11 protein-coding genes and 2 riboswitches are annotated in these 13,534 nt (G+C 54.0%); of the genes, 6 read left to right on the top strand and 5 right to left on the bottom strand.

Annotated elements, in window-relative coordinates; all coding sequences use genetic code 11:
* Positions 1–130 precede the first annotated feature (130 nt).
* The 4 genes from tpx to gcvT form a co-directional block, all read right to left on the bottom strand.
* Positions 131–628 (bottom strand): thiol peroxidase, encoded by a 498-nt coding sequence (gene tpx, locus ACZ5BW_RS13760; protein ID WP_464540921.1) that lies wholly within the window; start codon positions 626–628, stop codon positions 131–133.
* Positions 629–684: 56 nt separating this feature from the next.
* A complete protein-coding gene (gene gcvPA / locus ACZ5BW_RS13755; protein WP_464540919.1) occupies positions 685–2,043 on the bottom strand; it encodes an aminomethyl-transferring glycine dehydrogenase subunit GcvPA in 1,359 nt (452 codons plus the stop codon).
* A gap of 92 nt (positions 2,044–2,135) precedes the next feature.
* Positions 2,136–2,525 carry a glycine cleavage system protein GcvH gene (gene gcvH / locus ACZ5BW_RS13750; protein WP_464540916.1) on the bottom strand — a complete coding sequence of 130 codons (390 nt, stop codon included), beginning with the start codon at positions 2,523–2,525 and terminating at the stop codon, positions 2,136–2,138.
* Positions 2,526–2,566: 41 nt separating this feature from the next.
* Positions 2,567–3,613 (bottom strand): glycine cleavage system aminomethyltransferase GcvT, encoded by a 1,047-nt coding sequence (gene gcvT, locus ACZ5BW_RS13745; protein WP_464540912.1) that lies wholly within the window; start codon positions 3,611–3,613, stop codon positions 2,567–2,569.
* A 77-nt stretch (positions 3,614–3,690) separates the two neighbouring features.
* Positions 3,691–3,798, bottom strand: a riboswitch (glycine riboswitch).
* A 21-nt stretch (positions 3,799–3,819) separates the two neighbouring features.
* A riboswitch (glycine riboswitch) is annotated at positions 3,820–3,903 on the bottom strand.
* 396 nt (positions 3,904–4,299) lie between these two features.
* On the opposite strand from gcvT, the gene ACZ5BW_RS13740 reads away from it, so the two are divergent.
* From ACZ5BW_RS13740 to gshB, 3 genes are all read left to right on the top strand, one after another.
* The gene (locus ACZ5BW_RS13740) at positions 4,300–6,012 is read left to right on the top strand and encodes an AAA family ATPase (protein WP_464540909.1); all 1,713 of its coding nucleotides are present in this window, start codon (positions 4,300–4,302) and stop codon (positions 6,010–6,012) included.
* A gap of 114 nt (positions 6,013–6,126) precedes the next feature.
* Positions 6,127–7,422, top strand: coding sequence for a glutamate--cysteine ligase (gene gshA, locus ACZ5BW_RS13735; RefSeq protein ID WP_464540907.1), 1,296 nt, complete (start codon positions 6,127–6,129; stop codon positions 7,420–7,422).
* Positions 7,423–7,697: 275 nt separating this feature from the next.
* A complete protein-coding gene (gene gshB, locus ACZ5BW_RS13730) occupies positions 7,698–8,648 on the top strand; it encodes a glutathione synthase (RefSeq protein WP_464540905.1) in 951 nt (316 codons plus the stop codon).
* A 100-nt stretch (positions 8,649–8,748) separates the two neighbouring features.
* Here the strand turns inward: gshB and ACZ5BW_RS13725 are convergent, their stop codons facing one another.
* Entirely contained in the window at positions 8,749–10,791 is a 2,043-nt protein-coding gene (locus ACZ5BW_RS13725; protein WP_464540903.1) for a fused MFS/spermidine synthase, read from the bottom strand.
* Between the two features lie 208 nt (positions 10,792–10,999).
* Here ACZ5BW_RS13725 and ACZ5BW_RS13720 point away from each other — a divergent pair, with 208 nt between their 5' ends.
* The 3 genes from ACZ5BW_RS13720 to ptsP are packed head-to-tail and all read left to right on the top strand — an operon-like array spanning position 11,000 to position 13,389.
* Positions 11,000–11,392 carry a PTS sugar transporter subunit IIA gene (locus ACZ5BW_RS13720; protein ID WP_464540901.1) on the top strand — a complete coding sequence of 131 codons (393 nt, stop codon included), beginning with the start codon at positions 11,000–11,002 and terminating at the stop codon, positions 11,390–11,392.
* A 3-nt stretch (positions 11,393–11,395) separates the two neighbouring features.
* Positions 11,396–11,665, top strand: coding sequence for an HPr family phosphocarrier protein (locus ACZ5BW_RS13715; RefSeq protein ID WP_464540899.1), 270 nt, complete (start codon positions 11,396–11,398; stop codon positions 11,663–11,665).
* Positions 11,662–13,389, top strand: coding sequence for a phosphoenolpyruvate--protein phosphotransferase (ptsP, locus tag ACZ5BW_RS13710; protein ID WP_464540896.1), 1,728 nt, complete (start codon positions 11,662–11,664; stop codon positions 13,387–13,389). Before ACZ5BW_RS13715 ends, ptsP begins: the two co-directional genes overlap by 4 nt.
* The last annotated feature ends 145 nt before the right edge of the window (positions 13,390–13,534 follow it).

Here is a 13,534-nt window from a genome sequence, read left to right as displayed (position 1 = left end):
AAAGATATTGACAGGCAGGCATCGCCTGCCTGTACCTCAGAGCCTCGGAGAAGGAAGGCGCCGCGCATTCCGCAGGCGTCGGATACCGATGTCATCGACTGTCGCGACGCATTCCATGTGCCTGTCCTGCTCAGGATTCCAGTGCCTTCAGCGCCGCGTCATAATCCGGCTCGTCCTTGATTTCCGGCACGAGCTGCGCATGGATGACCTTGTCGTTTTCATCCAGGACCACGACAGCCCGGGCCGTGATACCCGCAAGAGGACTGTCCGTAATCGCCACCCCGTAGTTTTCCATGAATTCCGAGCCGCGCATCGTGGAAAGCGGTACCACCTTGTCGAGTCCTTCCATGTCGCAGAAGCGGCTCATCGCGAAGGGCAGATCGGCAGCAATGATCAACACCACCGTGTTTTCCATGTTGCTGGCCTGCTCGTTGAACTTGCGCGTGGACATGGCGCAGACCGGGGTATCAAGGCTGGGAACAATGTTGAGCACTTTTTTCTTGCCCGCAAAATCGGCCAGGGTGACATCTTTCAAATCCCTGTTTACCAGAGAAAAATCGGGTGCCTTGTCGCCTACCTTGGGGAAGGTTCCTTCAACTTTGATGGGGTTGCCGGCTAGGGTGACCATACTGTTTCTCCTTTATGATATGGGATGATTGTTAAACGTCCGATGGAAAATCGGTGCTATGAATTTCTGATGACGTCGCCCAGTTGCGTGACGTAATTCTCCATGTCCGCAGACGTCTTCGTTTCGGTTGCGCATACCAGCAGGGCATCTCCCAGTTCCGGATAGTGCTCCTTGAGATTGAGCCCACCCAATATCCGCCGGGCCTCGAGCGCCTGCAATACGCTGGCAGCGGGGCGGGGCAGGGAGATAACCGCTTCATGGAACAGAGGGCCGTTGAACATTCTTTTCACCCCCTTCAGCCTTTCGAGTTTTTCCAGTAACGCTGCCGTGTTTGCATGCGATTGGGCAGCAGTCCGGCGCAAGCCTTCGGGACCCAGCAAGGCCAGGTAGATGGTTGCCGCCGTGACCATGAGTCCCTGATTGGTGCAAATATTGGAGGTAGCCTTGGATCGCCGGATGTGCTGTTCCCGCGCCTGAAGCGTAAGCACGAAACCATCGCTGCCCTCCAGATCCGTCGTGCGACCGATAATGCGGCCCGGCATCTGGCGCACCAGGGGCTGCTTGCAGGCCATAAAACCGAAATACGGTCCCCCGCTGGACAAGGGAATGCCCAATGGCTGTCCTTCGCCGACGGCAATGTCTGCCCCTTTCTCCCCCCATTCGCCGGGCGGAGTCAGCATTGCCAGGGCCATGGGGTTCACAACGGCAATGGCAAAAGCATCCCTGCTTTGAGCCCAGTGGGTGAGCGCGTCGACATCTTCGAGCACGCCGAAAAAGTTCGGCTGGGGAATCACGAGGGCTGCAAATTCTTCGCTGCCGAAGTTTTTCAGCCCGTCCAGGGAAGTCTGTCCGGACAGCTTGTCGTAGGGAATCTCCACCACCTCGATTCCCTGGTTTTTGACAATGGCGCGAACCACGCTGCGATAGACCGGATGAACGGTCTGCGGGATCAAAATCCGCCGCGAGGTCCGGTGCGAACGCACGGCCATCAGGGCGGCTTCCGCCAGGGCCGAAGCGCCGTCGTACATGCTGGCGTTGGAAACATCCATCCCCGTCAGCGACGCCATCATGGTCTGGTACTCATAGAGCAATTGCAGGGTGCCCTGGCTGGCCTCCGCCTGATAGGGCGTATAAGAGGAGTAGAACTCTCCACGCGTGGCAATCTGCCAGACAGCCGCAGGAATATGGTGCTCATAAGCGCCCGCGCCGATGAAGTTCAGGTAGCGTCCATCCTGCTCGGCGCGCTCCAGCATCAAACGCGATATTTCCATTTCGCTCAAACCGGGCGGCACCCGCTTCAAGCTGCCGGTTTTCAGCGCGGGTGGAATCTCATCGAACAGCTCATCGATGCTGTTTGCGCCGATGCTCGCGAGCATGGCTTGTATATCTTCTTCAGTATGTGGAATGAACGGCATGATTTGTTCCGTGAATCATCGGTGAGGCGTAAAAGGCAGGCGAAATGACGGCGGGAGAAGCAGTCCCGTTCCATTTTCCTCAAGTGATTTGATTAATGATCTTCGCTTTCGAGCAGTTTCTGGTATCCGGCGGAATCGAGCAATTTTTCCAGGTCAGCGGTGTTTGCCGGTTTCAGTCTGAAAAGCCAGGCCGCATAAGCATCCTGGTTGATTTTTTCCGGAGCGGAGGCGAGCTCCTGATTGGCGGCAGTGACTTCCCCCGTAATCGGCGCGTAAACATCGGCCGCCGCCTTTACCGATTCAACTACGGCACATTCATCGCCTTGCTTGAGTTGGCGACCGACTGCGGGAGTTTCAACGAATACCATGTCCCCAAGCAACTCCTGAGCATGCTGGGTAATACCGATAGTTGCCGTGCCGTCATCTTCGAGACGCACCCATTCGTGGGATTTCGTGTATTTCAAATCATTCGGAATACTCATGTTTTTGCTCCAGAATTAAATGATATTGCTTTGCCGTTTCATCAAACGAGAATCTTGCCATTGCGGACGAAAGGATATTTCACGACCTTCGCTTTCAACTGTTTATCCCGAACGACGACCTGAACTTCGTCTCCGGGAGATATGGCCAGGGGGAGGCGCGCCAGAGCGATCGACTGATTGAGCGTGGGCGAAAAGCCTCCGCTGGTAATTTCGCCCTCGCCTCCGCCATTTTGTGCAACCACCTTCTGATGGCTGCGCAATATCCCACGATCCAGCAACACCAAGCCGGTCAGCTGCTGGGTGACCGGCTTGTCCAGAAGCGCCTGCTTGCCGATGAAGTCCCGATCGCTCTTCAAATCCACCGTCCAGCCCAGCCCCGCTTCCAGGGGATTGGTGGTTTCGTCCATATCCTGCCCGTAAAGGTTCATGCCTGCTTCGAGCCGCAAGGTATCTCTTGCACCCAGGCCCGCGGGGGTCACTCCCGCTGCGTGGAGTTTATTCCAGAAACTCGCGGCGTCGGCTGCCGGAAGCGTAATCTCAAAACCGTCTTCGCCGGTGTAACCTGTGCGGGCAATAAAATACTTGTCAAAAAAGACCGCCTGGAACAGCTTCAGATTCTCCGTGTCCGTCTGCGAGCCCGGAAGTACCTGCCACACCTTGGCGCGGGCATTGGGGCCTTGCACTGCGATCATCGCCAGATCCCTGCGCGGCGTGATTTCGAGACCGGGGGCTATCCGGTCGCGTTGCAAAAGCATCCATGCCATATCCTTATCGGCGGTTCCTGCATTGACCACTATCCGGAAATGCGATTCCGTCAGAAAATAGATGATAAGATCATCTATTACTCCGCCATCGGGGTTGAGCATGCAGGAGTAAAGCGCCTTGCCTGGCTGCGTCAGTTTGTCTATATTGTTGGCGACCAGTTGCCGCAGGAACGCGCGCGCGCCCTCCCCCTCGATGTCGACGGCGAGCATATGGGACACATCGAACATTCCCGCATCGCTGCGCACCTTGTGGTGCTCATCAAGTTGCGAACCGTAATGCAGGGGCATGTCCCAGCCGCCAAAATCCACCATCTTGGCGTTCATATCGCGGTGGGTTTGATTTAGAGGAGTCGTTTTCACAGATCGATGTCCCAAAAAAAAGGTGAGGTCACGCCTGATGACCTCACCCCTCTGTCCTTTTTACCTGAGAGATTTCGGACAGGGTTTCCCCCGCTCCGTCTGCCCCTTCGGTGGCCAGCCCAATGCCGGCACTCTCCAGATTGCCTTTTCGCAAGCGGTTATCAGGGATCAAGATCGACATGATCTGCGCCTGAGCGATTCCGGGGGGTTGCGCCTTCGGCGGCGATTAGTTCGCGCTCTTCCGCTTGGATATAAATGGCGAAATTCGAACTATACCCTAGCACGCGGGATCAATACAAGGTTTAAAGCTCCTTTAGAACTCCTTTGGAAGCTAAGCTCCCGGATGGTTTCGTTCCGGTTTGTATAGATGGGATATCCGGTTCATCAAGGAATTTTATGTTCCATAGTGTATCTTATTCAGAATCCTTGATTGGAGTCGTTCCTCACAGCAGCAAGCGACCCTATTGAGTCAGCGGGGCAAACAGTACAAATCATACCGGCGGAAGCTTGTATCCAGTGAGGTTCAAAGCACGCCATTATTGGCTTGGGCTGGATTCCGGGCTAGGCCCGGATGACGGAGATTCATAGTATTTTCTAACCGAATCAATTACAAAACACATTCCCCAGGCGGATCGGACAACGAGGCACCAATGTATCTTGATCATTTCGGTTTATCCAGGCAGCCATTTTCTCAATCGTCAACCACTGATGGTGACTGTTTCTATGAAGGAGGAGGGCGAGGCGCAACTCTGGATGCCCTTATCTATGTATTGACGCACGGCGAAGGCGAAGAGGGCATGATTGCTCTCACCGGCGAATCGGGGAGCGGCAAGACCGTGCTATGCCAGGCATTGATGAAATGGCTGCCTGATAACATGCGGGTTATTTATTCTGCAAAGAAAGATTCGTCGAAGAAAGCTTTGCTGAATTCCATAATGGACGAATTGAAGTTTCAATCGGAGAAAGAAGGTCTGGTCCTTCCACCCGCGCCGGCTGATGTCGATGAACTGCAGGAAATTCTTGCCGCCGTGCAGGCGGGCGACAGGCAAGTCGTGCTGCTGATAGATGAAGCGCATACTCTGCCAGCAGAAACGCTGGAAGCGCTGTGGCTGTTATACAAATGGGCATCGTCCCACCATAAATTGCTGCAGATCGTTCTGGTGGGTGAGCCGGGACTGGAACGCACACTGGCTTCACAGCAGTTTATCCAGATCAGAACAGCGGTTCGTCATCGTTATGTCTTGCAGCTGCTGGATCGCAAAGCCGCGAGCGAATATCTGCTCTATCGGATGAGGACCATCGCGGGCTATGAAGGGCCGGACATTTTTTCACCTGCTGCGCTGCGATTGATCGACGTTGCCGCCGGTGGACTGTTGCGCCAGCTGAATATGATCGCCGACAAGTCGCTGATAGCAGCGTTTCTTGCGCAGGCTTCGAGCGTGGAGGCGGTTCATGTCAAAAAAGTGATAATGGATCTCGGGCTCAAGCCGCATCTCGATTGGAGGGACAAGCGCAATCGTCCCGATTTCGTGGGACATCTCATAGCCGGGGCGGGCGCCGCATCCTGTGCGGCAGTCGTAATAGTGCTGGGCGTCGCGGGTTGGCAGGTCTCGCACCCTCAACCGGCAGGCATCGGCAACGCCTCTGCTTCCTTGCCGCTTGAGGCGGCGGCGCCGGCGACATTGTCTGCTCCCGCTGCCACGATTTATCCCACAACGATCGCGACCACTCCTCCAAGCGTTCTCGCGAATGTTCCATCTTCCTCTTCCGTTTCCGCCGTCACTCCGCTTCCCCCCGGCGGGAGCAACAAGGAGGCCGGGGGGAAGATACCACCTGCCAGCAACACCACCGCCAAGACCGCTACAGATAAGACTGCTGCGGACAAGGCAAATAAGGAAACTGCCGCAATGACCGGAACTGATAAAACACCTTCCGGAAGCGGAAAGGCAGCGGCGACAGGCACGACTGCACGAAGCGGGCTTTCTGCCGAAGCCCAGCCAGCCGGAGGCGCAACAAACACTATTGCAGGAGTCGACCTGGCGGAGTACAAGTTGTTGAAACAACGGGTCGAGGCGACCCGTGGAGCTTTCTCCAAGGCGGATCGGAATCTGTACACCATCCTGCTATATATCACCAGTAATGCTCAGCCCGATCGCATGGAACGGTTTCTGGTGCGAGCCCGCGGGCTCGTCGATTTGTCGAATATTTATGTTTATCCCTTTTCCAGGGACAAGACCGGGTTTATCGTCACCTACGGCCTTTATCCGGACGAATACGAAGCGAGCATGGCGGTGGCTGGACTTCCCGAGAAATACCAGACCGCCTTCGATCCGGAATTGCGTACCCTGGGTGAACTGAAATAATCTGCGCCAAACATTGCCCCATTGTCCAGACGCCCCAGCTTTGTGGGAGGAGCGGCTTATTCCCTGCTTTCCTGATGTTACAATCACCGTTTCCTGTTGATGCCCGCTTCCTTCATGCCTACGCCCCATCTTGATACTGCCCTGAGCGGTCCCATTCTTGATCTTGAAAAATGCATCCTCAATGCCATGCCTTCGATCGAGCAATGGTTGCGCAATGAATGGCAGACGCATGCGGCGCCTTTTTACTGCTCCGTGGATTTGCGCAATAGCGGGTTCAAGCTGGCGCCCGTCGATACCAATCTGTTCCCCGGAGGCTTCAATAATCTCAACCGCGAATTCATGCCCTTATGCGTCCAGGCGATGATGGCGGCAATCGATAAAATCTGTACCGGCGCGCGCAGCGTGCTGCTGATTCCGGAAAGCCACACGCGCAATATTTTTTATTTGCAAAATCTGGCGACCTTGCACGCAATCATGCGGCACGCCGGCATTCACGTTCGTATCGGTACGCTGCTCCCTGAGATCGCTGCACCCACTGCGCTCGACCTGCCAGATGGAAACAAGCTCACGCTCGAACCGATCCAGCGGAAGGGCAATCGGGTCGTTCTGGAAGATTTCGATCCCTGCGTCGTGCTTCTCAACAACGACCTTTCCACCGGCACACCGGCTATCCTGCGGAATCTTGAGCAGACGGTCATTCCTCCCCTGCATGCGGGATGGACCAGCCGGCGGAAATCACATCACTTCACCGCCTACGATAATGTCTCGCAGCAGTTTGCGAGCCTGATCGGTATTGACCCGTGGCTTATCAATCCTTATTTCGCTTCCTGCGGAAAAATCAACTTTCGCGAAAAAAAGGGTGAAGACTGCGTGGCCAACACAGTGGATGAGATCCTGGGCCAGATCCGGGAGAAATATGCCGAGTATGGAGTCAGAAAAGATCCCTTCGTGATTGTGAAGGCCAATGCTGGTACATACGGAATGGGGATAATGAGCGTAAAAGATGGCGCAGAAGTGCGCACGCTCAGCCGGAAACAGCGCAACAAGATGGCGGTCGTAAAAGAAGGATTGCAGGTGACCGACATCATGGTGCAGGAAGGGGTTTATACGTTTGAGAGTGTCAACGACGCCGTAGCGGAGCCCGTCATCTATATGATCGACCGCTATGTCGTTGGTGGTTTCTATCGGGTGCATACCGAGCGGGGCGTCGACGAGAACCTCAATGCTCCCGGTATGCATTTTGTACCGCTGGCATTCGAAGATACCTGCCTTCTGCCGGACCGGGAAGCGCAGCCGGGTTGCAGTGCCAACCGGTTTTATGCTTATGGCGTCATAGCCCGGCTGGCTTTGCTGGCTGCTGCACAAGAACTGGAAAAAAGTGAGGTGAGAACCGAAGCCATCGTGGCTTAGTGCAGCTTCATCCCTCCATTCTCTCCGGATTTTCCTTGGAAAGTTTCCCTGAAAACGAATCCCGAAAATGGACAGCGGCTCATCTGCAGGGATGAGTCCGTTAAAAACCGCACGGCTTGATGAAAGGGGCAAGCAATCTGCCCCAGATGCTATGCTGATAACAGCCTCCCGCACATTTTGGTTTGATAACGCGCGTTTTGTTCATTCTCCCACCTCCGATGCCTCATCTTCATCCTCCTCCATATGATTCGGCCGCATAATCGGCCTGATAACTCATGAGACTTGCCTTTGTTCTTGATCACCTCGATTCAATCAAAACGCGCAAGGATTCAAGCGTCGCCATCATGCGCGAGGCGGCAGCAAGGGGTCACACGTTATTCTCGATGCAACAGGGAGACCTGGCCTGGCAGCGAGGGGACACGGTCGGTTTTGCGCGCACACTTGAATTGACCGGCGAGGACCATCAGGGACGGTTGTGGTATCGGGTGGACGAGCCGGAAGAAATACCACTGCAGGAATTCGATGCCGTATTGATGCGCAAAGATCCACCGTTTGATATGGAGTATATCTACAGCACTTACTTGCTGGAACTGGCTGAAACGCGTGGTGCCCGTATCATCAATAGCGCGCGCGCAATCCGGGACCATAACGAGAAGCTCGCGGTGGCGAAGTTTCCCGAATACGCCGTGGAAACGCTGGTGACGCGAAGCGAAAGCCTGCTTCGCCATTTTCTCGCAGAGCACGACGACATCATTCTCAAGCCGCTTGACGGCATGGGCGGAGCAAGCGTGTTTCGCGTTCACCGGGAGGACCATAATATCGGGGTGATAATAGAAACTTTGACGCACTACGGCACAAAGACCATCATGGCTCAGCGGTATATTCACGAAATCACCCAGGGGGACAAGCGCATCCTGTTGATCGCGGGCGAGCCAGTCCCTTATACACTTGCCCGCATCCCAAAGCCCGGAGAATTCCGGGGTAATCTGAATGTGGGCGCTACCGGCATTGCTCAGCCACTCAGCCCGCGGGATCGTGAAATTGCCGAAGCACTCGGCCCCGCACTGTTCGATGAAGGTCTGATGTTGGTGGGACTGGATGTCATCGGTGATTATCTTACCGAGATCAACGTCACCAGTCCTACGGGTATGAGGGAAATTTCGGACCAGACCGGCTTCAATGTGGCCGGAATGATGGTGGATGGCCTTGAAAAAAAACCATTTTAAGATTGAAAAGCCGCGGTATTGTGATCATGCAAGACAATACCACTGTGGCAGGTGCTCCTCCATAGGGGTGGCGCAAAGGTATCTGGAGCTGTATCTGAAGCTATTTGAGTACATCGAAGAGGTTATTAAAGTCATCAGTCCATGTGGAAAGACCGAAAATTGGTTTAATCGGACTTGTAGCGGTTCGCATCGGCTCCGCCTGCAAGGCCTGTTTATCCTTCGCAAGTAATACCCAATCGGTTTTTCGTAACGATGAGTTTGTTGCGTCGTCATGGATCAGTACAGAGTACAACCCGTGATCTGCGGCGATTTTTTGCACGACAGGGGCGAGTGATAGGAAGGTGTTAGTAACGTGAAAGGCAATGATACCTTTTGAATTCATGTGGCGTAGGTAGACTGCTACTGCCTCCCGCGTAATGAGATGAATAGGAACAGAATCGCCGGAAAAGGCATCTATGGCAAGTACATCGAAATTTTGCGACTCCTCTTTTTCCAATGAAAGGCGAGCGTCGCCCTGCACAATTTCGATGCGGGCTTTACTGTCACTCACGAAAGTGAATTCGCTACGGGCTAATTCGATCACTTGAGGATTGATTTCGTAAAAACGGTAAACATCCCCTGCCTGACCATAAACGGCGAGTGTGCCTGCGCCTAGACCGATCACACCAACTTTTTTCCCTTCCGATCTGGTATGTGCGATGGCGAGACCGATTCCCGCTGTTGGGCCATAATAGGTTGTTGGCTCTAACCGTCGATCTCGAGCGAGATATTGTCCTCCATGTTTCACGGAGCCGTGGAGAAGTTCACGAATGTTGTTCGCCGGATTTTCATCGATTTGGTCGACAGTAAGCAGTGTTCCATAAAAGCTGCGTTCCATCTTGCGGGCACCCTTGAAATCATCGGATATCTGAGCAAGGAGAAAGTATCCGCAGAGCAATGCAAGGAGGGAAGTTGCGGAAGTTAACAGCTTTCTTTCCTGAAAGAGAAAAAGCGCCAGTAAGGCAATAATGATGAACCCAATGCCTAGCTCATAATATGACGGAAGGACGCGCGGAGCGACAAGGCCGACCATAATTCCCCCCGTTGCGCCCCCGACGGAAATCAGGAGGTAAAACCGTGTCAAGTAACGTGTCGCGGGGCGCATCCGAGCTAATTCGCCATGAGCGAACATGCAAAAGAAGAACAGACCGATTGTGTACAAGGGGATGGCGGTCTTTACGTTGTAGCCGATGCCGCCTTGTAAACCATAAGCGCATATTGCAAGAAGCGCTGCTATGGGGATCAAAAAGCGGGAACGAACATACCATCGGTCGCTTTCGAAACATAGAACAAAGGTGAGTAAGTAGATGACAAGTGGCAGGAGCCACAGAAAGGGGATTGCAGCAACGTTCTGGGTGATGTGGTTGGTAATGGCAAGCAAAAGCCATGAGCCTATCCCGGAGAGGCTGAGCCATAACAGATAGGTCCGCAGGCCGGGGCTCTGTGCATCTTCAGGCTTTTGATCCTGAACATAGGCTTTCGTTTGCGGGAGTTCCACGCGGCGAAAGAAATAGAAGGCGCAAGCAGCGCAAAGAGAGGCAAATAATGCGTAAACACCGGACCATGTAAAAGCTTGGAAATAGAGGGATATTTGTGGCTCAATGAGGAATGGATAACTGATAAGGGCTAGCAATGAGGCAAGATTCGATAATGCAAAGAATCGGTAGACGTTAGTACCTATATGTGTATGGCTCGCCCACGCTTGAAGAAGCGGGCCGGTAGTCGAGACCAGAAAGTAGGGCAGACCGATGGTACTGGTCAGGAGTACCAGTATCCACAGCGAGGGATCCTCAGTACCGATAGGCTTCCAGGATGGATCGGGTATTATGGGTAAAAAGATCAGACTTACGGAAAGCAACGTCACGTGCAGTGTTATCTGATGTGGAGGTTTGAGATACCGGGTAACCCAATCCGAGTACGCATACCCAGCCATTAGTACGACCTGAAAAAATACCATGCAGGTCGCCCAGACTGCCGCGGAACCCCCAAACCACGGCAGAATATGCTTGGAAATGAGTGGTTGAACCAGGAATAAAAGGAACGCGCTCGAAAAGATTGTGGCGGCAAACACCGCCATACTCATCGATTTGCTTGCTTCATACATACTTCATCCTTCACGGCTACCGGAAACTAGGAACTTTCTCAATAATTCCTTGAAGTGCGGTGCTATCAAAATCGGAAGAATCTCTACCGTGAGGGTGGACATTGCCTACTGGCGATGGCAACGAGGCATAGGTAATGAGGCCCGGAGGATCTGGGGACAATGCTAAAATGTTTTTCACCCTCTGATATTCAATATAGCAGGGCAGAACATGATCGGGATTTTGATTATTTCTCACGGCAATCTTGGCGAGAGTTTTGTCGAGAGCGCCAACCACATGATGGGAAAGAAATTGCCGGATCTGGCGCACATTGCCATTCATCCTCAGGATGATCCTGACGTTATCCTTTCAAAAGCAGTGGAATCGGTAAGAGATCTGGATAGCGGCGAGGGCGTGCTGGTATTGAGCGACATCTGCGGCGCAACCCCGTGCAATATAGCCACCCGGCTCGCTGCTTCCACAGAACGGGTGATATGTCTGGCGGGAGTGAATCTGCCCATGCTGGTGCGGGCGCTTACTTATCGCGCCGAGCCGTTGGAATCGGTGGCGGAGAAGGCGCTGACAGGCGGACGGGACGGCGTTTTTCGTATAAGCCCAGGTTGATAAATGCAACATAAAGAGATCAAGATCCTGAACAAACTGGGGATGCACGCCCGTGCCTCCGCCAAATTCACCCAGTTGGCCAGTCGATACCGCAGCGATGTATGGTTGACCCGAAACGATCGCAAAGTCAACGCAAAAAGTATCATGGGCGTCATGATGCTGGCAGCGAACCAGGGTGCGACTCTGGTCATCGAAACCGCGGGTGAGGACGAGATTGAGGCAATGCAGGCCTTGATACAACTGATCGAGGATCGCTTCGGAGAAAGCGAATGAGCTTTGTGCTGCATGGCGTGGGCGTTTCGGAAGGTATCGCCATAGGCCATGCTCATCTTGCGTCTCATGCCGCGCTCGAGGTCGCCCATCACGTCGTGCCCGAGGATCAGGTCACCCATGAAATCTCCCGGCTGGACACCGCTTTCACAACCGTTCGCGAAGAGCTTCAGGCATTGCACGACACGATCGTCAGCGGACCCGCGTCCGCCGAATACGAAGCGTTCCTCGATCTGCACCGGATGATTCTGGATGATCCCACGCTCTCGACTGCGGCAAAAGCGTACATTGCCCAGAATCAGTGCAATGCCGAATGGGCCATTACCCAGCAGATGGGGGTATTGATGGCGCAGTTCGAGGAAATAGAAGACCCCTATCTACGCGAACGTAAAACGGACGTCATCCAGGTGGTGGAGCGCGTTCTCAAGGTATTGCTGGGGCATCCCGGATATATCCCCCCTTCGCAAAAGCTGGATGGCAACAGCGTCCTGGTAGCGCACGACTTGAGTCCGGCCGATGTGCTTCAATACAAGCAGCATTCGTTTACTGCATTCCTGACGGATCTTGGCGGCCTGACTTCGCATACCGCCATTGTCGCCCGCAGCCTGAACATCCCCTCTGTCGTCGCGCTTCACCATGCCCGCCGCATTATCCGGGAAAATGATGTTCTGATCGTGGATGGCAACCAGGGTGTGGTCATCGTGGATCCGGACGAGCATGTGCTTGTGGAATATCGACTGCGCCAGAGCGAACTGGAACTGGAAAAACAGAAACTCAAGCGCTTGAGGACGACGATAGCGGCGACGCTGGATGGTACGGTAGTGGAGTTGTATGCAAATATCGAGTTGCCGCAGGACGTCGATCAGGTAAAAGAAAATGGAGCGACCGGCGTCGGCCTGTTTCGGAGCGAATTCCTGTTCCTCAATCGGGATAGCTTGCCCGACGAGGAAGAGCAATTCGAAGCTTATCGAACCGTGGCGCGAAAAATGCGGGGAATGCCGGTAACGGTGCGCACGTTCGATCTTGGCGCGGACAAGAACCTGGACCATGCCAAGCGGGTAGCCGCGAATCCCGCCCTGGGGCTGCGCGCCATCCGGCTGAGCCTGACCGAACCCCAGATGTTCAATATCCAGCTGCGCGCTATTCTACGCGCCTCGCGCTATGGGCAGGTCCGGATTCTGGTGCCGATGCTTTCCAACGTTGCTGAAATAACGCAGACGCTGCATTTGATCGAGAGTGCCAAACAAAGCCTGCGCAATGAAAAAATTCCTTTTGACGAAAAAGTGCAGGTGGGAGGAATGATAGAAATTCCAGCCGCTGCGCTGAGTCTTGACATTTTCATGCGCAAGCTCGATTTCCTGTCAATCGGCACCAATGATCTCATTCAGTATACGCTGGCGATAGATCGCGCCGATGACAGTGTCGCGCACCTCTATGATTCGCTGCATCCTGCGGTGCTGCGGTTGGTAGCGCATGTCATACGCAGTGCCAACCGGGTAGGCATACCTGTGTCCGTGTGCGGCGAGATCGCAGGGGATGTGGTATTTACCCGTCTGCTGCTTGGTTTCGGCTTACGGGTGTTTTCCATGCACCCCGCCCAACTGCTGACCGTAAAACGTGAAGTCTTGCGCGCAAATCTGCCCGACCTCATTCCGATCACGCAAAAAATACTGAAAACCGCTGATCCGGAGAAAATTCACGTACTGCTGGCGAAGCTCAACGGTTGAACGATCGGTTCCCTGCTCCATTTCACAGAATGCCACTGCATATGAGCAGCGTGTACGACTATAATTGCCGGTTACAATCAGGCGATGCGATTATTTGGCAGAATGGGAATTCCTGCACAAAGCCGGTTTTAATTTTCTGGAGACC

The sequence above is a fragment of the Nitrosospira sp. TNL300 genome (assembly GCF_055385915.1).
The sequence above is the reverse complement of the archived record's forward strand: the minus strand, read 5'-3'. Positions and strand labels throughout refer to the sequence as shown.

What these genes read in the sequence shown, in the direction of transcription:
- tpx (WP_464540921.1), bottom strand. Translation starts at nt 628, where the DNA reads ATGGTCACCCTAGCCGGCAACCCCATCAAAGTTGAAGGAACCTTCCCC.
- gcvPA (WP_464540919.1), bottom strand. Translation starts at nt 2,043, where the DNA reads ATGCCGTTCATTCCACATACTGAAGAAGATATACAAGCCATGCTCGCG.
- gcvH (WP_464540916.1), bottom strand. Translation starts at nt 2,525, where the DNA reads ATGAGTATTCCGAATGATTTGAAATACACGAAATCCCACGAATGGGTG.
- gcvT (WP_464540912.1), bottom strand. Translation starts at nt 3,613, where the DNA reads ATGAACGCCAAGATGGTGGATTTTGGCGGCTGGGACATGCCCCTGCAT.
- ACZ5BW_RS13740 (WP_464540909.1), top strand. Translation starts at nt 4,300, where the DNA reads ATGTATCTTGATCATTTCGGTTTATCCAGGCAGCCATTTTCTCAATCG.
- gshA (WP_464540907.1), top strand. Translation starts at nt 6,127, where the DNA reads ATGCCTACGCCCCATCTTGATACTGCCCTGAGCGGTCCCATTCTTGAT.
- gshB (WP_464540905.1), top strand. Translation starts at nt 7,698, where the DNA reads ATGAGACTTGCCTTTGTTCTTGATCACCTCGATTCAATCAAAACGCGC.
- ACZ5BW_RS13725 (WP_464540903.1), bottom strand. Translation starts at nt 10,791, where the DNA reads ATGTATGAAGCAAGCAAATCGATGAGTATGGCGGTGTTTGCCGCCACA.
- ACZ5BW_RS13720 (WP_464540901.1), top strand. Translation starts at nt 11,000, where the DNA reads ATGATCGGGATTTTGATTATTTCTCACGGCAATCTTGGCGAGAGTTTT.
- ACZ5BW_RS13715 (WP_464540899.1), top strand. Translation starts at nt 11,396, where the DNA reads ATGCAACATAAAGAGATCAAGATCCTGAACAAACTGGGGATGCACGCC.
- ptsP (WP_464540896.1), top strand. Translation starts at nt 11,662, where the DNA reads ATGAGCTTTGTGCTGCATGGCGTGGGCGTTTCGGAAGGTATCGCCATA.